The 20,705-nt window shown below is 54.3% G+C and carries 16 protein-coding genes; 4 read left to right on the top strand and 12 right to left on the bottom strand.

Going from position 1 to position 20,705, the window contains the following annotated elements:
* Nucleotides 1-12 precede the first annotated feature (12 nt).
* The 11 genes from AWR27_RS22405 to nirB all read right to left on the bottom strand — a co-directional run bounded on the left by AWR27_RS22405 (nt 13) and on the right by nirB (nt 15,185).
* A complete protein-coding gene (locus AWR27_RS22405; protein WP_077134152.1) occupies nt 13-1,089 on the bottom strand; it encodes a DUF418 domain-containing protein in 1,077 nt (358 codons plus the stop codon).
* 64 nt (nt 1,090-1,153) lie between these two features.
* Nucleotides 1,154-1,744, bottom strand: a complete 591-nt coding sequence (locus AWR27_RS22400; protein WP_077133252.1) for a Crp/Fnr family transcriptional regulator — start codon at nt 1,742-1,744, stop codon at nt 1,154-1,156.
* A gap of 28 nt (nt 1,745-1,772) precedes the next feature.
* Nucleotides 1,773-3,209 carry a rubredoxin gene (locus AWR27_RS22395; protein ID WP_077133251.1) on the bottom strand — a complete coding sequence of 479 codons (1,437 nt, stop codon included), beginning with the start codon at nt 3,207-3,209 and terminating at the stop codon, nt 1,773-1,775.
* Between the two features lie 141 nt (nt 3,210-3,350).
* Entirely contained in the window at nt 3,351-3,704 is a 354-nt protein-coding gene (locus AWR27_RS22390; RefSeq protein ID WP_077133250.1) for a helix-turn-helix domain-containing protein, read from the bottom strand.
* Nucleotides 3,701-4,012, bottom strand: coding sequence for a type II toxin-antitoxin system HigB family toxin (locus tag AWR27_RS22385; protein WP_077133249.1), 312 nt, complete (start codon nt 4,010-4,012; stop codon nt 3,701-3,703). Before AWR27_RS22385 ends, AWR27_RS22390 begins: the two co-directional genes overlap by 4 nt.
* A 48-nt stretch (nt 4,013-4,060) precedes the next feature.
* Complete coding sequence (locus AWR27_RS22380; protein ID WP_077133248.1) at nt 4,061-7,573, bottom strand: nitrate reductase; 3,513 nt, start codon at nt 7,571-7,573, stop codon at nt 4,061-4,063.
* A gap of 80 nt (nt 7,574-7,653) precedes the next feature.
* On the bottom strand, nt 7,654-8,997 hold the full coding sequence (locus tag AWR27_RS22375) for an MFS transporter (protein WP_083732943.1): 1,344 nt from the start codon (nt 8,995-8,997) through the stop codon (nt 7,654-7,656).
* Nucleotides 8,998-9,002: 5 nt separating this feature from the next.
* On the bottom strand, nt 9,003-10,373 hold the full coding sequence (locus tag AWR27_RS22370) for an alginate export family protein (protein ID WP_083732942.1): 1,371 nt from the start codon (nt 10,371-10,373) through the stop codon (nt 9,003-9,005).
* 362 nt (nt 10,374-10,735) lie between these two features.
* A complete protein-coding gene (locus AWR27_RS22365) occupies nt 10,736-12,184 on the bottom strand; it encodes an ATP-binding protein (RefSeq protein ID WP_077133247.1) in 1,449 nt (482 codons plus the stop codon).
* On the bottom strand, nt 12,178-12,522 hold the full coding sequence (gene nirD / locus AWR27_RS22360; protein WP_077133246.1) for a nitrite reductase small subunit NirD: 345 nt from the start codon (nt 12,520-12,522) through the stop codon (nt 12,178-12,180). Before nirD ends, AWR27_RS22365 begins: the two co-directional genes overlap by 7 nt.
* Nucleotides 12,523-12,659: 137 nt before the next feature.
* A complete protein-coding gene (gene nirB / locus AWR27_RS22355) occupies nt 12,660-15,185 on the bottom strand; it encodes a nitrite reductase large subunit NirB (RefSeq protein WP_077133245.1) in 2,526 nt (841 codons plus the stop codon).
* Between the two features lie 203 nt (nt 15,186-15,388).
* Here nirB and cobA point away from each other — a divergent pair, with 203 nt between their 5' ends.
* The 4 genes from cobA to AWR27_RS22335 all read left to right on the top strand — a co-directional run bounded on the left by cobA (nt 15,389) and on the right by AWR27_RS22335 (nt 19,279).
* Nucleotides 15,389-16,186, top strand: a complete 798-nt coding sequence (gene cobA, locus AWR27_RS22350; protein WP_077133244.1) for a uroporphyrinogen-III C-methyltransferase — start codon at nt 15,389-15,391, stop codon at nt 16,184-16,186.
* Between the two features lie 31 nt (nt 16,187-16,217).
* A complete protein-coding gene (locus AWR27_RS22345; protein ID WP_232325903.1) occupies nt 16,218-17,510 on the top strand; it encodes an anthranilate phosphoribosyltransferase in 1,293 nt (430 codons plus the stop codon).
* A gap of 103 nt (nt 17,511-17,613) precedes the next feature.
* Nucleotides 17,614-18,810, top strand: coding sequence for an L-2-hydroxyglutarate oxidase (gene lhgO / locus AWR27_RS22340; RefSeq protein WP_077133242.1), 1,197 nt, complete (start codon nt 17,614-17,616; stop codon nt 18,808-18,810).
* 10 nt (nt 18,811-18,820) lie between these two features.
* Nucleotides 18,821-19,279: an NUDIX domain-containing protein gene (locus AWR27_RS22335; RefSeq protein ID WP_077133241.1), complete on the top strand. Its 459-nt coding sequence runs from the start codon at nt 18,821-18,823 to the stop codon at nt 19,277-19,279.
* A gap of 8 nt (nt 19,280-19,287) precedes the next feature.
* Here AWR27_RS22335 and AWR27_RS22330 read toward each other — a convergent pair whose 3' ends face one another.
* Nucleotides 19,288-20,667 carry a high affinity choline transporter 1 gene (locus AWR27_RS22330; protein WP_077133240.1) on the bottom strand — a complete coding sequence of 460 codons (1,380 nt, stop codon included), beginning with the start codon at nt 20,665-20,667 and terminating at the stop codon, nt 19,288-19,290.
* Between the last annotated feature and the right edge of the window lie 38 nt (nt 20,668-20,705).

Genomic DNA, 20,705 nt, shown 5'->3' with positions numbered 1-20,705 from the left:
GTTTGGCAAAAATCAGCCTGCTATTTTTCGCATCAGCGTTTCCAGCGGCCCATGTACAAATCGGCGGCTCCAGAACAGACTAAACAGCGCACTCAGCCCGTAAAATCCGAGGGCAAACCCCAGCACCAGCGCGGGCGGTTCGGGCGGCTGAGCCGTTATGGTGCCAGTGTACGAGTGCCCCGTTAGCCCCACAAACAGCAAAAAGCCGAGGGTGAGATGAACGACGTAATGCGTGAGGGTCATCTGACCCATCAGCGACAGTGCCCGAACAACCCGTGTATGTGCAAAGCGGTCGCCGAGGGTCAGGCAAACGACAATCAGAATAAGGGCGAAACTGGCTGTGGCGAGCATGAATGGCAGAAAAGGAGGCAGGTAATCGGCGGTCAGATAGAAGGTCAGATCAGGCCCGAATACGCCCGTAGCCGCCAATGCCTGTATTCCCTCAACCACCACCAGCACCCCTGCGCCCATGCCCAGCACCCACCACCGGGTGCGTGGTTGCTGCCAGTTGAGCCGACCCAGCCACATACCAAGCATAAAATAGGCCAGCCACGGAAAAATAGGATTCCAGCCGTTGTAAAACGTGTTCCGTACAAATCCGGCAGGCGTCCAAAAATCAGCGTAGGTTAGCGTATCGAAGTTCCAGCCCGTCTCAAACGGAATGATAATCAACAGTATATGAAATAGGGTGATGCTTGTCAGAGCCAGATAGAGGTAGTTCCGTTTGGGTACAAATAGCAACAGCGCGGCTATGTGCATATAACCACCGTAGAAATGCAGAATGTCGGCGGGCCACCACGTATATAATAACAACCCAGCAACGAATAAAAACCACGACCGGCGCATCACTCTCTGCCGAAGAACCGCCTGCTCGGTCGGGGTGTAGTGGGGGCGGTTGGTCATCAGCGATACGCCCATGCCGGCCAGAATCACAAACAACGTACTGGAGTTGCCGTTAAACAGATTCAGGAACCAGCCTAAGCCGGTATTGGCTTTGTGCGAACCGAAAACAGTGTTAAAATTGACGATAAACATGCCCAGAATGGCATAAGCACGAGCAAGGTCGAAGCCAACAACGCGATGCGACATAGTGAATGATACAAACGTGAGCCGCAAAACTATCGGTAGCCCACGCCCTTTGCTTTGATGTACATCACATTCGACGCGCAGTCGTTTTATAATTGGCCCGGATTCGGCTGAGGGTTTCGCGCGATACGCCGAGGTAGGAGGCAATGTGCGTCAGCGACAGGCACTGCACCCAGTCTGCATGTGTCGTCAGCAGCAATTCGTAGCGTTGGGTAGCGTTAAGCGTTCTAAATTGCCGAATACGCTCTTCCTGCCAAATAGCATAGTATTCAGTCAGCAATAAATCGAGTTCAACAAGAACGGGAAACGTCGCTTTCAACGTCTGAAAGGCGCGGTAATCCGTCCGCAGTGCGGTTGTAGGTGCTAAAACCTGGATAACCTCCCGGCTGGGCGTCTGCGTCGCGTAGCTGGTCATCGACAAGGCTATGTCATCGGGAAAATAGATTTCCGTTGTCAGTTGCTGCCCATCGACGAGGTAATATTTTTGAGCCAGCCCCGATTCAATCCAATAGCTGTATCGGCAAATATCGCCCTGACAGAGCAGGTAATCGCCTTTTACGAACGTCTGTCGGGTTGTTACGTCTGCCAGTGCCTGCTGAACGTCGAGGGTCAGGCTGGCGATCAATCCTTCGATTCGGGCGACGTGGTTTGGTAGCATTGCTCAATCCAGTGTTCCACCCCTAAAGTTACGTGATCGACCACCTCTCCACAAACCCAGCTTTCTCCTGTTCGCATACCTCGCACATGTACGTAGCCAGTTCATCGAACGCGGTGCCTGCTGCAATGCCCCGATGAGGTTCGCCGTAGCGGGCATCGTAACGGCTCAGGCAATTCGGGCATTGATGCACGAGATACTTCGGCTGTTCTGCCAACGGACCAGAAGGGCTGTCGGGCAGAGATACGTCGGGCGTCGACAAGCGTTCATAATACGCCACCGCGAGTTGCCGGATGCTCTCGCCCAACCGGGCCATCGGCTGACGTTTGGCAAATAGCACGTATTGCGCGTTGGTAGCTGAGTAGCTGGCTCGCTGATACACATCGAAAGTGGCCGACAGACCCAGTTCAGCGTCTCGGTTGCGGTGTACTACCACCGACGCTGCCGCTTCCGAAAACGGCACGTCGATAGCAAAACTGAGCGCGTCGGTGCGGATATCGGCTTCATCTACTTGATAAAGAAGCTGATTTCGTACCTGAACGGCCTGTTCGCTGGCGTTGGGCAAATGCCAGTTGAGATGCCAGGCGGGCAGATTGGTTCGGATACCAAACCGCCCCAGGAGCCGTTCCCAGGCCGGGCGGTCAGCTTCGCGGATGTCTTTGATAAGCAGCGTTTTGTACGGCGTCAGATACAGCTTACCGACGCGTGTATCGCGGCAGAGGTCGCAGAGGGCCGCTATAAATTCGAGCGGGAAGGCATAGTTTTTTCGGTATAGTCCCAGCCAGTAGTTGCCGGTTCGGGTCTGGTGAAAGCCTTCGTACACGGGCGTGTGGGCATCGGGCAGGGCAAGATCGTGCGTGACCCGGCGCGTTCGGCCCTGAAAATCAGCCATCACAGCCCGGTAAAACGTGTCGAGCGTGGCCCGTGCGCCCGTATCGGCAGTGTGGGCAAAATAATGTTGTTCAACAACCTGCACAAACGCTCCAATCGATTCACTATCAATCAGAATAGGCCATTGATACCGCCGAACGCTGCCCGAAGGTCGCAAAAATGCATACCAGAAGTTTGGCTCCGGCGAGGCCACAAAATTGATGTTACCCGTAAACGGCGACACCAGCGACTGCGCCGGGTCGATGAGGTTTACTTTCAGGTGGGGTGGGGTGCTGAACTGCGCCAGCACGTCGAGATAAACGCCCGCCGTAAGCCAGGGCGTATCAGGAAACACGTCGGTGGCAGGCAATGACGACACGATGTTGTGTGCCTGCGGCTGCGTCAGGTCAGTTGCCAAACCGAGCGTCTGAATCTGCTGATTCAGGTCTTCTTTGCCAATTGGTTCGAGTGGCCCCAGCAACACGCTTTGCCGGTTGCTGATTTCTACGCTCGTCAGGCCGTAGGCTGCCGCCCAGCCCGCCACTTGCCGAAGGTCGTTGGGGGCTATGTGGCCGCCGTGGGTTAAGAGTTGAAGCATATCAGTGAGCACTTAACTGTGGGCCTCCGCGCAAATGCCTGACTCTGTATGATGAGCCACTCGGTCAGCACGATTACTCCAGCCAGAGACACAAACAATTGAACGGGGTATCGGAGCAGGAACGATGACATAATTACCTAATTAGCCCAACAAAATCTCAGCCGGAATACCTAATTGCCTGTGTAACAAGCGCATCATCGACGCTGTGAGGGGTTTACGACGGCTGAGTAGCTGCGACACGTAACTTTTGCTCACGCCCATTCGCTGCGTCAGTTCAGCCGCTTTGATGCCCTGTTCTTCCATTGTCAGCTTGATAGCGTCGATAGGGTCGGGTGGCGGAACCGGGTGATGTTCATCTTCGTAAGCTTTGATCACCAGTAGTAGTAGTTCCAGTTCGTCGCCTTCGGGCGTACCGGGACGAGCGTCGAAAATGGCATCAGCCCGATCAAGTGCCTGGTCGTATTCTGCCTCGTTCTTAATTATTTTAATCGTCATTGGTCTTTATAGCTTATGGTTGCGGCATCAATCATATCATACTCAGCATGCGGCCCAAACCATTTTATTTGCACCCCTTTGAACTGAAAATTGATACGCACTATCAGCCTATACTTGTTTCCATGAATATTAAACACCACCCGGTTATCAGCAATCACACTCGCGTTTCCATAAACGGCTTTTAATTCATTCATGGAACCAAAGCGTGCAGCTTTCATATCAACATACCATTTTTGTAATGCTTGTGCAGCTTCTGGGTACTGCGTTCTGTACTCATTCAGTGTACGACGGGTAATAATGTTAAACATCAATCCAATTAAGCAAGTTTACCAAAAGTAAACTTTTTGTTTTGACAATCATAACACGGCTACTTTTCTCCCCGCCCGCTCCAAAATAGCCTTCACTTCGGGGCGGCAGCTTCCGCAGCCGGTGCCTGCGCCAGTGCTCTGGCATAGCTTACCCAATTCGTTGACTCCGGCGCGGATGGCTTCCTGCAAATTGCCCTCACCCACGCCGTTGCACGAGCACACTAATTTCCCCAGAACCGGCTTCGGTGCAGCCCCCGACCGCAGCAACGACAACCGCCGGTCTGAGAGTTCGGTGCGGCTCTGAATCAGGTCTTTGTATTCGAGAAACTCGGCTTTGTCGCCCATCAGGATGGCCCCCACCAGCCGGTCGCGGTAGATAATACATTTTTTATAATACCGTTTGGCTTTATCAATAAATACAACCTCTTCGTATTCGCCTGCATTGGCGGTTTGAGGGGCTTCGGGCAGGCCCAGCGAACACAGATGTAGCCCTTCCATCTTCAAAATATTCATCGACAGTGAGCCGGTATAGGCCGTTACGCGGTCGCCTTGAAGGTAGCGGGCAATAACGTCGGCCTGTTCTTCGGCGGCTGCGGTAATACCCCACAGATTGCCGTTTAGTTCGGCCACTTCGCCAGCCGCGAAAATGTCTGGATCCGACGTTTGCAGAAACTCGTTTACCACCACGCCCCGGTTTACGGTCAGGCCGCAGGCCCGCGCTAATTCGGTATTGGGCTGTGTACCAATGGCAAACACCACCGCCCGTGCCGGAATGGTTTGCCCGTTGGCAAGGTGAACGCCGGTAACGTCTGTGCCATTATCGACGTAATACCGGATGCTTTCGTTGTACAGAATCTCCACGCCCCGGTCGGTCAGTTCCTGGTGCAACAATTCTGACGCCACTTCGTCTAACTGTCTTGTCATCAGTCGGTTTTCACGCTGAATCACTAGCACACCTACACTAATCTCCCGCAGCGACGCAGCCAGTTCAAGCCCCAGCAGCCCCCCGCCCACAATTACGCAGGGGTCGCCCGGCTGAAGTCTTCGCAGCAGTGCATCGGCATCCTGCCGGGTACGCATGGTTAGCACGCCTGCGAGCTTAGTTTGGTATTCGCGCGGCATAAATGCCCGCGAGCCGGGGGTCAGCAGCAGCACATCATACGAATGCGTTAGGCCCCGGTCGTCGGTAACGGTTCTGGCGTCGCGGTCGATAGCGGTGATTGTGACACCTGCATGGAGATGAACGCCAAGATCAATAGCGGCTTCGGGGGTTAGTTTGATTAGATTTTCCCACGTTTTTACGCCACTGACGTAATCGGGCAGCAACACGCGGTTGTAGAACGGCGTAACTTCCTTGCTGAAGACGTGAACCGACCCTACCCCTCGATACATCTGTACAAACCGTGTGGCAGCCGCTCCGGCTCCTATCACCACGATTTTACGGGGCGGCTGCTCGGCCCGCGCTACCTGCACCGCCGAAAATTTAAAGTCAGGTTCTTTCGAGACGGGGTCGATGAGCGATTGGGTCAGGTTGTTGGCGCGGGCATTGGTTTGGCCCAACAGTTTGCCCCAGTGCATGGGCAGAAACACCACGCCCCGCCGAATGTCTTTGGTGAGTTTGGCGTTTACGCGTACCGTATCGACGGACCGCTCTCCCCGGCGACCTGTCACTACAACGGGGTCGTTTTCAGCAATGCCGCGTTCTTCGGCATCTTTCGGGTGAATTTCTAAAAAGGGTTTAGGAATATGGTTGTTCAATTTAGCGACCTTGCCCGTGCGAGTCATCGTATGCCATTGGTCGCGGATGCGGCCCGTTGTCAGAACCAATGGAAAATCGGGCGTGGTTGGCTCCGAGCCATTTTCGTCGGGCACGGTTTTAATCTGGGCTTTGCGGCTTGGCGTGTAAAACTGACTGTCGGCAAACAGGCGTTTCGTACCCATCGAGTCGGGCGTCGGCACGGGCCACTGAAACGTACCTTCCGACTGCAACCGGGCATGACTGAGGCCCGATATGTCGATGCGGGTGCCTTTCGTTAGCCGAACGTGTTCGTCGTAGATTTCTGCAACGTTCTGGTACGCGAACGCTTCGCCAAAGCCCATGCGCCGGGCAAAGTCGATGATAATGTCGGCGTCGGGGCGGGCTTCGCCGGGTGGTTCAGCAAATTTGTTCAGATACGAAATGCGCCGTTCAGAATTGGTCATCGTACCCGCTTTTTCGCCCCACATAGCCGCAGGCAGCACCAGGTCGGCATAGGCTACGGTATCGCTCCGGCCCGAAATGTCCTGCACCACCACGAACCGGGCGTTTTGGAGTGCTTCTTCTACGGCTCTCGAATTGGGCAGGCTCACCATCGGATTTGTCGTCACGATCCAGACCGCTTTCATACGTCCATCGCGGAGCGCGTCGAACATTTCCGTAGCCGCATAGCCGGGTTTCGCCGAAAGGCTTTCTACTTTCCAAAAATCGGCTACTTCCTGCCGGTGCTGCGGATTGTTCAGGTCGCGGTGGGCGGGCAGCAGGTTTGCCATGCCGCCCGTTTCACGACCGCCCATCGCGTTAGGTTGCCCCGTAAGCGAAAGTGGCCCCGCGCCGGGCCTGCCAATCTGCCCCGTAATCAGGGAAAGGTTTAAAAGAGAAAGGTTCTTGTTTACGCCCACTACGCTCTGATTCAGGCCCATCGCCCACATGCTCATGAATCCTTTCGAGCGGCCAATGTATTCGATAGTCCAGCGCAGATCATCGGGCGAAATGCCGCATAGCTGAGCCGCTTCTTTCAGCGTCCGTTTGTGTACCTGCGCGTCGAACGCAGCGAAGCCTTCGGTATGATTCTCAATGAAATCGCGGTCAATCAGCCCCCGGTCAATCAGGCCGCGTGCGATGGCGTGATAGAGCGTACTGTCGGTGCCGGGTTTGATTTGCAGATGCAGATCGGCCATGGCCGCTGTTTGCGTCCGGCGCGGGTCAACTACGATCAGTTTGAAATCAGGAAACGAGGCTTTGCGGGCTTCTACCCGCCGAAAAATGATGGGGTGGCACCAGGCCGGATTCGCACCCGCGACTAAGAGCGTATCGGCCAGATCGATGTCGTCGTAGCTGCATGGCACCGAATCTTCGCCCAACGCCTGTTTGTAGCCCACTACCGCCGACGACATGCACAGCCGCGAGTTGGTATCTACATTATTCGTTCCCAAAAAGCCCTTTACAAGCTTGTTGATAACGTAATATTCTTCGGTCAAACACTGCCCCGACGCATAAAACCCCACCGAATCGGGTCCATATTTGGTGATGAGCGACCGGAACACGGCAGCCGCCCGGTCGAGCGCGTCGTTCCATGATACCCGTTCGAGGGGCATACTGCGGCTGTAGCGCATCTGCGGATACAGCAGCCGGTCGGTCTGGTCCATCACGGTATAGTGCAGGTTCATGCCTTTCGAGCAAAGCATACCCTTGCTACCGGGATGAGCCGGATCGCCCTCCACGCGCAATTGGCCGCTTTTTTCCCGATGCACCAGCACCCCACAGCCAACACCACAATACGAACAGGTTGATTTGGTTGTCATTTTTTTATGTGTAGAGACGCAAGATTTTGCGTCTCAATCGCAGCAATCCTTTGCGTCTCAATCGCGGTAATACAACCGGGTTATTCAGTCATTGCCATCCGGTCGGGAGACGCAACATCTGGGGCCATCCGGTCAAGAGCCATCCGGTCAGGAGACGCAAAATCTTGCGTCTCTACGTGGGTTTCAAAACCTGTTAGGGCTACTACACAGGCTACCACCGAAACGGCAATGCCGATGTACAGAAATGCCTGCCCGTAGCTGATGCTTTCGGATTTGAACAGGAATCCGGCCAGCACTCCACCTACGTTGCCGCCTGCGCCTACGATGCCACTGACCACACCTACGGCTTTGCGGTTGATGAACGGCACAATGGCGTATGTGGCTCCGTTTGCCATTTTCAGGAACATGGCGAAACCCAGCATAGCCACAATCGCCAGTGCGATGCTGCCCGTTTGTGAGAACAGCATAATGCCCAGCCCCTCGAGCAGTAACACGCCCGCCAACAGAATTCCTTTACCACGCATTCCGTATGTGGCCCCAACTTTGTCGGCTACGATACCCCCAACGGCACGGGCGAAAATGTTCATAAAACCGAAGATTCCAGCCAACAGACCCGCCGTTTTCAGGTCGAGCTTAAACATATCGGTGAAGTACAGCGCGGCCACGCCGTCGAAGGTGATTTCGATACCGAAGCAGGCTCCGTAGGCCAGAAATAAGGCCCACACCCGCCAGTCGGCAGCGGCTTTCCAGAACGACACGTTCGATTTACTGTTTGCGGGTGCTTCTACTCCGTTTTCGCCATAATTGCCTTCGGGCGTATCTTTCGTGTACCGGAAATACACATAAGCCATCGCGAGCATCAGCAGGCCCGGCACCAGCATTGCCAGCCGCCAGGCTTCGGGTTTGGTGTAGCCCAGGCCCACAATGCCCGCCAGAATCAGCGGCATAACCATGTTGGTAATGCCCCCGCCGAGGTTGCCCCAGCCCCCTGCCACGGCGTTGGCCGTACCTTTGATGTTGTCGGCAAACATGGCCGAGGTGTGAAACTGCGTAATCACGAACGACGCGCCGATAACGCCAATTGCCAGCCGGAACCACAGAAACCCCTCGTAGCTGTGTACCAGTCCAATACCCATCACCGGAATGGCACCCAATACCAGCAGCCAGGTGTAGGTCAGGCGCGGGCCGATGGTGTCGCAAAGCCGCCCAATCAGCAGCCGCGCAAATACGGTCATCGATACAGCCGCAATAATGGCGTTGCCAATCTGCGGCTTGGTCAGGCCGAGGTCTTCGCGGATGACCGGCATCAGGGGCGCAATGCCAAACCAGCCAAAGAAGCAAACAAAAAACGTGAGCCACGTAACGTGGAAGGTGCGCATCTGTACGCCCTGAAATGAGAAAATATCGAGTTTAGCAAGTTTCATGGTTGTTAGAATTTTAGATTCACCATCAGGTAACCCCACGTATTCATTTTCTGAGCGTTCGAGATGGCTTTGGCAGCAGCCAGGGCGTCGGTCGCGTTAAAGACGCAGTATCCGCCCTCCAGCCCGATTTGTTTCGTGAGCGCGTACTGACCCACGAGGTCGAACTCCTGCCCGAACGAGGGTTTATTCAACGGCGTTTTGTCGGCGGCCAAAACGGTATTGGTACTGGCAAACTGATGAAAATCAGCCGTTACGGTCAGTTTATCGAGCGGTTTCCAGCGACCTTTAACGTAAAAATCCGACAAACCGCCGATGCCAAACCCATCGGCTACGTAGAAGTAATCCATCAGCCCCCAGTGTTTGTGTGGCGTACCATAAAGCGGGTCGAAACGGCGATTGGTAGCCGTAGCAACGCCCGGTTCATTGCCGCTTGTGTAGTCTTCACCAATGGTAATCGCTGTTTTCCGGCCCGTTGCGTAGGTCAATGCCCCCGACAGCAGATAGGCCGACAGCATACGCCCGGCTGGGTCGCGGCCCGTTTGGTAGTACGCTTCACCTTTCAGCGTCAGTTTCTTCAGCGTAGCGTTCACGTAGCTGCCCAGCGTAACCCGGCTCCAGACACCATCGGTGTAGGTTTTCGTAGCCGCTACGGTTCCCGATGCGGGGCTGGTGGTAAACTGGTTGAAATCGTCCTTGATGACCAGAAACGACGCTGTACCTCCGTTGAACTTACGGCCCAGATATACAAATTGAAGCGATTTGTAGGCCGTGCCGATGCCGTTGGTGCCAGCCGGATAAGCCGCCGGAACGCCGTTGTAAATGGTGCCGGACTTTTGCTCACGGTTCTGATTATACGCTATGCCCGCGTGGAGCATCCAGCCTTTTGCGGCATACTTGAGCAGGGCCATGTCGTGCCGCCGGGCCTGTTGCAGCCAGTCGAGATTACCGAGCAGCCGAACATCGTCGTACACCAATTCCTGCCGACCTATTTTCAGCAAAAACTCGTTGCCAGACTTGGTCTGATTGGTGTCGAGCAGACTGATTTCGCCCCAGGCTTCGTGCAGCATCAGGCCGTTCAGATCGGCGTTGGTGGTGCGATTGATGGTTGAGGCATCCTGCCCCCATACGCGCACGTCCTGCACAGTAACAAATGCCTTGATTCGATAGGCCGCATAAGCTGCACTAATTCGCGTTCGCTGGGAGGTAAAAAAGGCAGATGGAGCGTCGTTCGCCAGCAAAGTACCCTGCCCATTACGGTATTCGGTGCGGGTTCGGAGTTGCCCGCTCAACGAGACTTGTGCTTCAGCGGCAGTCGAATAAAGAACCGCTAAGGCGCAAAACCTTAGAAACGTTTTGCGCCGTATGAAAAAATTCATACATTTGACATGGTTTAAGGTGAAACACAATGAACTTGAACCTGCCCCGCCGGGACCGCCATCCTGTCGGGACTTTTTGTTTCTATAGCCCAACCCGCCAGCCGAACTACAGTCACTATTACCAATTACTCTGCATCCGCCAATGCAAATAACCGGGCAATCAATGCATTCATCCGAGTAATATTACTGAGTATTATTACTCATTTTCTAACGATATAAAATTAAGTATAAATTCTTATTTACCAAAAAAAAGCTTGCTTTTTTACCTTATTTCAGAAGATAAATTGGCAAATTCCTGAAAATAGGATTTAAAATGTAGGTATAATTCAAAAAATATTGTGATTTTATAAAAAGTAGGTTTATTACATCATTACCTGCGTTGCTACATTACTGGTCGACAAACTACGAATTGGAACGCTGACAACTATACGTGTTCCGGCCTGACTGGTAATGCGGAACGTACCATCGAGCAGCCGGGCGCGTTCGCGCATGTTGTGCATACCCTGCGTGGCGTCTGTAGACGTGTGTTTGCCCAGACCACAGCCATCGTCAGTAATTCGTAGCGACAGCCGACCATTCCGTTGATCGAGCCGCACGCTGATGTAGCTGGCATTTGCGTGCTTTACCGCGTTATTCACGGCTTCCTGCACAATTCGGTACAGGCCGATTTCAACGGCGGGACCATACCGTTCAGTCGTCAGGGTAGTATCGAGCTGAACCGTGGCCGGCGTTTGCTCACACTGCTGGTCGATCAACAACCGCAAAGCCGACACCAGTCCAAAATCGCTCAGCACGGGCGGCATAAGGTTATTGGAGACGGTACGCGTTTCCTGAATAGTACGTACCAGCAATGTTTTCAGGTTCGCAAACGTACTTTGATCTTTATCAGTCAGTTGATCGATGGAGCGAATATTCTCGACTAATAGTTTCAGTCCTGTGAGCATCTGCCCGATGCCATCATGAAGTTCGCGCGAGAGTCGTTTACGTTCGTTTTCCTGCCCCTGAACCACCGATGCCAGCCGAATGCGCTGCTCGTTGAGCCGCTGCTGATGCCGCAGGTCCGTTTCCTGCAACAACTGTTTCTGCGTCACCTGCAAATACTCATTGGCGTAACGCAGTTCGTCGTTCACGCGCCGGGTTTCGCGCTCAGAATCCGTGAGTTGACCAATAGTTGAGCGTAAAATCCGAACGCCTGGCAAAAAAATCAGCAACGCTTCAAGCAACAACACAAACAGTGTAACAATCATAAGTACCAGTTCAATGCCCCGCAGCCGCTCTACTTTTGTTTCGGCTTCGTGGGCGTACTGGCGCACAATGGCGTCCATTTTTAGCAGAAATGGCTGTTCGTTCGCCAGTATGACCCGCACACTCGCCCGCACGGCATCGGCTGCCCCTGCCGGTTGGTCGGTCAGATGCAGCAGCCGATGCGTATGTTGTTGAATCAATCTGAAATGCGGGTCGAGTCGGGCAAACATGGCCCGGATGCTGTCGCTGTTCGTTCGCCGAAGGCCCAGGTCGGTCAGGTTGCCGCTTTTCAATTCCCGATGGTATCGTTCCCACCGGGCCAGCACAGGTGTCAGTTCGGCCCGCACAGCCGACGCTGGTCTCAAGCCGCTCCCATCGGTCAGCAACAGTACAGTCTTTACAATCTGCTGGCTCTGGAACCGTTGTCGCCCGGCATAGTTCACCAAATACGAGTCGCTGGTCTGATCGCGCAATTGTCTCTGCACCAGCACCTGCCCAAAAATAGTCAGCCCCGCCACCAGCGAGAGGGCCAAAATGTACCGTTGTGTATAGCGACGGGTTAGCATAACCCAATATACACCATTCCGTTCTCAATTTTTACCGGATAGACCTCAATTTGATAATCGTCGCCGTTGAGGTTTTCGCCGGTACAGAGCGAAAACGTCTTTTTGTGATACGGACAGGCCACTTTTGGCTCGCCTTTATGGTCGCCGGTCAGCCCACGCGACAGAATCATCTGCATCCTATGCGGACACTGATTCTGGCACGCATACCACGCGCCCGTTGCCGCAAAATTGAACACCGCAATTTGCCGGTGTCCAATTTTCACGCAAGCCCCGCCATCGGCAGGAAACGAAGCCACCGGCGCAGCCGCGTGCCAAGTGAGTGTTTGAGAAGTAATCATGGCCGGGAGGTTGAGTGATTGAATGATTGAGTGATTGAATGATTGAGTGATTGAGTGATTGAGTGGTTGAGTGATAGAATGATTGAATGAGGGCTACTACCTCAGCACCCCATTCAATCATTCAATCATTCTATCATTCAATCATTCAACCAGTTTGTGGGTTGCTTTTGTCCGCGTTCGTTGGTCACGAAGGCAAGGGTGTCGTCGGTATCGCTGGTGTTGACGAAGTGGCGGTATTGGCTCCGCAGGGTGTCGTTGTCCACTACTGATTTCCATTCGCATTGGTACGTATTCACGACGTGCTGCATGTCGGCCTCAAACTGCGCGTTCAGGCCCAGCACATCGTCGATGACCACGCTTTTGAGGTAGGCCATACCGCCTTCGAGTTTGTTGAGCCAGGTGGCGGTGCGGGTCAACGGTTCGGCGGTTTTGACATAGAACATCAGAAAACAGTCGAGGTAGCGGATGCAGGTTTCGCGGTCAATGTCCGACGCCAGCAGTTGGGCGTGCTGAGGTTTGGCCCCACCATTGCCGCAGACATACAAATTCCAACCTTTTTCGGTGGCGATAATGCCGAAATCTTTGCTCTGCGCTTCGGCACATTCGCGCACACACCCCGACACGCCCCCTTTCAGCTTGTGCGGTGCCCGCAGCCCTTTGTACCGCTCTTCGATTTCGATGGCAAACCCAACCGAATCCTGCACACCGAACCGGCACCACGCGCTACCCACGCAGCTTTTCACCGTTCGCAGGGCTTTTCCGTAGGCATGACCGCTCTCGAAACCAGCAGCAATCAGTTCGTCCCAAATCAGCGGTAACTGATCGACCCGCGCCCCGAATAAATCGATGCGCTGCCCACCCGTGATTTTGCAATACAGGTCATATTTCCTGGCAACTACGCCCAGCGCAATGAGCTTATCGGCGGTGATTTCGCCCCCGGCCACGCGCGGCACCACCGAATACGTGCCACCCCGCTGAATATTCGCCAGAAAGCGGTCGTTGGTATCCTGAACAGTTGCCTGTCGGGCAATCAAATCGTTGTGAATGCTCGCCAGAATTGAGGCTACGGCGGGCTTGCACACCTCGCAGCCGGTTCCGTGGCCGTAGTGGGCCAATACGTCGGCGTAGGTCGTTTCGCCGTTGATACGAACGAGGTCGTAGAGTTCCTGCCGGGTGTGGTCGAAGTGTTCGCAGAGTACCTTCCGCACAAATTTGCCCTGTTCTTTCAGCGTTTCCGAAATCAGGTCGTTGAGCATTGGTATGCAGCCCCCGCAGCCGGTTCCGGCCTTCGTACATTTTTTTAGAGCGGCCACGTCGGTCAGTTCCTGCCCGGTCACGGCGGTACAGACGATAGCTTTCGATATACCTTCGCACGAGCAGATAATGGCTTCATCGGGCAGGCTCATTACCCCCGCCAACGCCGGGGTGCTATCGCCTTTGCGCGGTGGCATCAACAGGTCTTCGGGCGTTTCGGGCAAAACCACGCGGTTTTTGCAGGCTTGCAACAGCATATTGTATGACTCCGCTTCGCCCACCAGAATACCACCCAGCAACTGTTTTCCGTCGGGGCTGATGTTCAGTCGTTTGTAAACGCCCGTCAGCATATCCTCGAACAACAGCGTTCGGTGGGGCGTCTGTTCGCAGAATGGATCGCCGAAGCTTGCCACGTCAACGCCGATAAGCTTGAGTTTGGTCGAGAGATCAAAGCCGGTAAATTTCACTCCACCCCGGCCTGATGTCAACTGCCTTGCCACCACAGTCGCCATGTCGTAGCCCGGTGCTACCAGCCCGTAAATCATGCTGTTGTGCAGGGCGCACTCGCCAATGGCGAAAATGTTGGGGTCTGACGTTTGCAGGTAATCGTTCACAACGATGCCCCCGCGCGGACCAACGGCCAGGCCGCTTTGTCGGGCCAGTTCGTCGCGGGGTTTGATGCCCGCCGAAATAACAACCATGTCGGTTTCCAGCACACTGTCATCGGCAAAGCGCAGGCCCGTTACGCAATCATAACCTAAGAACTCGGCGGTATTTTTATTGAGATGGATACCGATACCAAGGGATTCTATTTTGCGTCGGAGCATTTCGCCCCCGGCGGCATCGAGTTGGCGGGGCATAAGCCGGGGGGCAAACTCTACTACGTGCGTTTCCAGACCCATATCGAGCGCGGCTTTGGCGGCTTCAAGCCCCAGTAAACCACCGCCAATTACCACGGCTTTTGTTGCACGATTACCCCAGGCTGTCATAGCTTCGAGGTCTTCAATGGTTCGGTATACGAAGATACCGTCTTTCTGCACCCCGGTCACGGGCGGCACAAACGGAGCAGAACCCGTTGCCAGCACGAGTGCATCGTAATTCACCACCTCGCCCGTATGCGTTGTCACGGTGCGGGCTTCGCGGTCGATGTGTGTAATGCACGTGCTGGTGCGCAGGTCGATGCCGTTGTCGGCATACCAGGTGGCCGGGGCCATCGCCAGTTCGTCGGCAGGCGTTCCCGAAAAATAACGGCTCAGATGCACCCGGTCGTAGGCAGGACGCGGCTCTTCGCCAAAGACCGTAAGCCGCAGCCGACCGCCATCGGGCTGTTGCTCCTGCGTCTGTTTCAGCAACGAGGCACAGAACTTGTAGCCTACCATTCCGTTGCCCACTACCACGATATTTGTCATGGTCAGGAAAAATTACAGGTGAAACACAACTATTCGCTCAATCAATTTGCACTATTCAAGCAACTTTTATAATATTCTGTAAAAAGTACTATTTACAGAACTTAATTATCAAAATTCATCGTAAAACTATTTTATTATTTGGTAATATTGACAAATAAAACAAATTTTTTAAGTATTTATACTCATGCTATTCATAACAGGCTATGAATAACTTTTCTGATAATCCCCGGCTTACGCTGGTTGGTGCCGGTCCTGGCGACCCGGAGCTAATTACGCTGAAAGGCGTTCGTGCCCTGCAAACAGCGGATGTAGTACTATACGACGCGCTCGTGCATCCCGACCTGCTCCAACACGCGCCTGCCTCTGCCGAACGCGTATTTGTGGGCAAGCGTCGCGGGCGATGCGAGTTTGCCCAAGCTGACATCAACCACCTGATTGTGCAGTACGCCCATAGCCACGGCCACGTAGTACGGCTGAAAGGGGGCGACCCCTTTGTATTTGGGCGGGGTTTTGAGGAATTAGCCTTTGCACAGGATTGTGGCGTTGCGGTCGACGTAGTGCCGGGGTTATCGAGCAGCTATGCCGTGCCGGCGTTGGCGGGCATTCCGCTTACGTGCCGGGGTATCAGCGAGTCGTTCTGGGTGCTGACGGGCACCACCAAAGACCATCAGCTTTCGGGTGATATTGGCACGGCGGTGCAATCGACGGCAACCCTGGTGGTGCTGATGGGTATGAAACACCTCCCCGACATTGTGGCTGCGTTGACTGAACAAGGTCGCGCCAATGTACCGGTGGCCGTAATTCAGAACGGAAGCTGGGCCGACGAACGCGTAGCCCTGGCACCGGCTCATCGTGTTGTTGAGACTGTTGAAAACCACAAACTAACGAATCCGGCCATTATTGTCATTGGCGAAGTTGTACGTCTGCACCCTGACTGGCACTCGGAAACTGAAGTGGCTTCGGGCGCAGCTATTTCATCTCCCTTGCTTATCAGTAGGTAGCAATTGTTTCCGTACTTTTATATGCATACTCATGCGCCCTCAACCTGCTGCCATGTCCATCGCCAGCCCGACTTCAGACGCGCCTGCTCATACGCCATTAGGCCGGGGCATCCAACACATCGGTATTGGCAAGCACGGCAGTAAACCGCTGCCGCCCGCCCTGTTAGCCGAGTGTCGTAAAGCCCTGACCGCCCCAGAAACACACCCCCTGCAACGGGGCGTGTTTCTGGGTGCACTGCTGGCAAAAGGCCCCACTCCCGAAGAATATACACTGGAAGAAGTGATTGGCAAAGGTGCGTTCTCGCATCCTACGTTTTTTATCAATAAAGTATGCCCCGACCTGCCAATGGGTATGCATCCTATTGCTACCAAGCTGGTACGGGGTCATAACCTGCAAGTCAGTGAAGCCGAGCAATTGGGCGATTATTTGTTTGGCAATGGCCCATGCGAGACATTTCGGGGGCTGGCAGCCAGTATTTTGCGCGTTCGGCACGAAACAAACGAAGAGTATCAGGGGCTTATGCGAGCTGCCGAACGCACGTTTACGCCTTCGTTCCGTACCATTAGCTGTGCCGACCGCCCGCTGATACAGCTTACCGAACCATTTGATGGCGTTGAAAACAGTTACATGATAACACCCCTGCTGGCGAAGTTTTTTCTACAGAAAGGCTACGGGCCGGTGTCGTTGGTGGGCGTGTCGGGGGGGCCGAAATTTACGCTCAACGCGCTGGACGTATACATGCACCTGAACTGCGAATTCTTGCTGGGGAATCAGGAGATGGGCGTTCCGCTCGAAAATTACGGCTGGGTACTCGACCAGAAAGCACTGTCGCCCGCACTGAGCCGCTGGGTCGACCGGCGACGCATTATCCTGAAACGGCCTTTTCTGGCAACGCTCGAAAAAGTGCTCAACCCGTGTCACGCGCAGATTTTAGTGACGTCAGTGTTTCATATCACGTACCAGATGAAAATGGCCGAACTGGCAATGCTGGCTGGTTTCGACGCCGTGATGGTGCTGAAACGCGGGCTGGAAGGCAGTTTGGCTCCATCGACCAGCCGGGCGAGTGGCATCCTGTGTGGGGTCAGAACCCCGCGTGGGCACCTGTTTTTTCAGCATTTCGACAGCGACCTACCCGCGTTTGCCCCCTACCGCTCCGACGCCGACGCGCTGCATCACCAGCCCACAGCCGCCCAAAATGCCAAACTCATCCGCGAGTTCTGGACCTACGGCGAAACGCCCGACGCCGATTTCGACAACCGCGTTCGGTTTGCTCACGCCCTCTATGGCCGTGGCTTAGCCTGGATTGAAGGGCAGTTGAAATAACTGGCGATAAATCGTGAACTGGCCTTAACCGATTGCTTCTACTTATACCGTTGAACGCACTTCGCACAGAAAGCCGTATTTTTGCCCTGTATATAACCCGCGTATGACAGACGTAGTGATTATTGGGGGCGGTATTGTTGGTCTTGCCACCGCCCTGCACCTTCAACAGCAACGCCCGGCCCTGCGCGTGGTGCTGATCGAAAAAGAACCCGCCGTTGCCCGCCACCAAACCGGTCATAATTCGGGCGTGATTCACTCCGGGCTGTACTATAAACCCGGCTCACTTAAAGCAACCAATTGCATTCGGGGCTATCAGATGCTCCTCGATTTTTGCAACGAAGAGGGTATTTCTTACGAACGCTGCGGCAAAATTGTGGTTGCCACGAAGCCCGATCAGCTACCACAGTTAGAAACGCTGTTTGAACGTGGCCAACTCAACGGGCTGTTGGGCATTCGCAGGATTTCGCTGGCCGAAATGCGTGAGATCGAGCCGCATGTCAACGGCGTGGCGGGTTTGTTCGTGCCGCAAACGGGCATCATCGACTATAAGCAGGTCTGCGAAAAAATAGCTGTGAAATTTCAGGCATCAGGTGGCGAACTGCGGCTCGGCGAACGTGTAGAACAGGTTACGGCGGGCAATAGCCTGAGTATTGTGGTAACGAACAAAGACCGGTACGAAACAAAGCTTGTGGTCAACTGCGCCGGGTTGTACTCCGACAAAATAGCGCAACTGACGCAGCGCGACGCTATCGACGTCAGGATTGTGCCATTCCGGGGTGAATATTACAAGATCAAACCTCACAAACAGCATCTGGTCAGAAACCTGATTTATCCCGTTCCCGACCCGAATTTTCCATTTTTGGGCGTTCATTTCACCCGTATGATTCACGGGGGCATAGAAGCTGGCCCGAACGCCGTGCTGGCCTTTGCGCGGGAAGGCTACACCAAATCTGACATCAATCTGAAGGAAATGTACGAGACGTTATCGTGGCCGGGTTTTCAGAAAGTGGCGGCCAAATACTGGCAAACGGGCTTGGGCGAGATGTACCGCTCGTTCTCAAAAGCCGCTTTTACGAAAGCCTTGCAGGAACTGATTCCCGATATTCAGGAAGCCGACCTCGAAGACGGGGGCGCGGGCGTTCGGGCGCAAGCCTGCGACCGCACCGGCGGCCTGCTCGACGATTTCGCCATTCTCGAATCCGACAAAGCTATCAACGTCGTAAATGCCCCCTCACCAGCCGCTACCTCGTCGCTATCTATCGGGCAAACGGTTTCTGAGAAAGTTTTAGCCAGATTTTGATTGGCAAACAATGAAAGTTCGTCCAGCAGCCCTTATCACGCGCACTACCAACGGCCAGACCGAAGTTTTGCTGATGCACTACCAGTATGGCGGTCATGACGTGTACGCCCTGCCCGGCGGCAACTGCGACCGGGGTGAAACTCTGCCCGAAACCATCAGGCGTGAACTGCGCGAAGAGTTGGGGATTGAGGTGACAGTTCAGGATGCCCTTTTTTTCGGCGAGATGCTCCTGTCAGAACGGAAAGAAGACGTATTACACGTGATTTTTGCCGCCGACATCAGCGAAGGAACGCCCGTGCTAAATCCTGCCGAAACCTCGGCCTTGGCTATTGAGTGGATAAATGCTGAGAGGCTGGAACGTTTGAATCTGTACCCGAACGTGGGGGATCACATCAAAAGATTTGCGTTTTTATGGAGTGCTGCACCCATTGGCTACGTCGGGCGCATTGAGCAGCAGCATTTTGGGTGAAAACTCTTTCACTCTTTCACTCTTTCGCCGGCCACCAAACTCCCCCCTACCATCGCCAGTGCGCTGGCAGCAAAACCCCACATCATCGGCGGATATTCTGTATCGAGCCAGATACACAGCAGCCAAACGCTTAAGCCAACAGCCATTGACCACAGGCAACCGGTCAGGTTGGCGCGTTTCCAGTAAATACCCGCCGTAAGCGGCACAAACAATGAGACCAAACTGAATGCCGACGATTCACCCACGAGGTCGAAAATGTTGGTATCACGCGTGGTGCTCATCCAGACGCAAATGGCTGTGATGACAACGATAGCCCAGCGGATAGTCCGTAGCAACGTTGGATCGTCAATGTCGGGCCGAAAAAACTTCACGATATTTTCGCCAAAAACCGTGGCAGGAGCCAGAATCGCCCCGCTCGATACGCTCAGAATCGCCGACGATACGGCACCGAAAAATAAAATCTGGAGCGGCAAACTGCCGTGCTGCATCACCATATTCGGAATAATCATCTGCTTATCTTTCGGCAAATCGGGGTGCAACATTGTAGCAATCAGGGCAATAAACAGCGGCAGCATAGCAATGGTCAGGTATAGTCCCGATGCCAGGAACGACGCCCTCACCGACGTATCTTCGGTTTTAGCCGCCATCACGCGCTGAAAAATATCCTGTTGCGGAATGCTGCCCAGCCCAATCGTGAACCAGGCCGCGAAGTACTCAACCCATGCTTTGGGCGTGGTTTCGGGCAGAAACCGGAAAAAGCCGGGTCGGGTGCGCTGCTGAATGGTTTCCCAGCCGCCTACGTCCTGCCACAATCCCACGCCCAGTACTACCAGAGCCAGCACGATAATCAGGTTGTGGAAAAAGTCGGTTATGGAAATCGACCACATGCCACCCAGCAATGTATAAACCATCACGACCACCGCACTGAACAGAATACAGTACTCACGCGGCACCTCGGTAACAACGCTCAGTACGATGCCGATAGCAATGAGCTGGGCCGCAATCCAGCTAAAATACGATGGAATCACCATCACCGCCGACAGCAACTCTGCCGACCGCCCAAACCGGATGCGGAAGTAATCGCAGAAGGTGGTGATGCCCATGCGGTAGAGTGGTCGGGTAAAAAACGCGCCCACCAGAAACAGGCACAAGGCCGAGCCAAACGGCTCTTCAATCACTGCCTGAATGCCGCCCTCTACGAACATGGCCGGGGCACCCATCAGCGTTTCGGAACCGAACCACGTAGCAAACGTGACCGATGCCGCCAGCAGCAGCGGCAACTGCCGACCCGCCAGCACAAAATCCTGCGACGTCGTTACGCGCCGGGCGGCCCACACACCAACGGCAATGTTTGAGAGCAGGTATAGGGCAATAAAAGTAAGGAGCATAACTTTTTAAACGCAGAGAAGCGGAGGTTATACAGAGA

The sequence above is a fragment of the Spirosoma montaniterrae genome (assembly GCF_001988955.1).
Classification (GTDB): Bacteria; Bacteroidota; Bacteroidia; order Cytophagales; family Spirosomataceae; genus Spirosoma; species Spirosoma montaniterrae.
The sequence above is the reverse complement of the archived record's forward strand: the minus strand, read 5'-3'. Positions and strand labels throughout refer to the sequence as shown.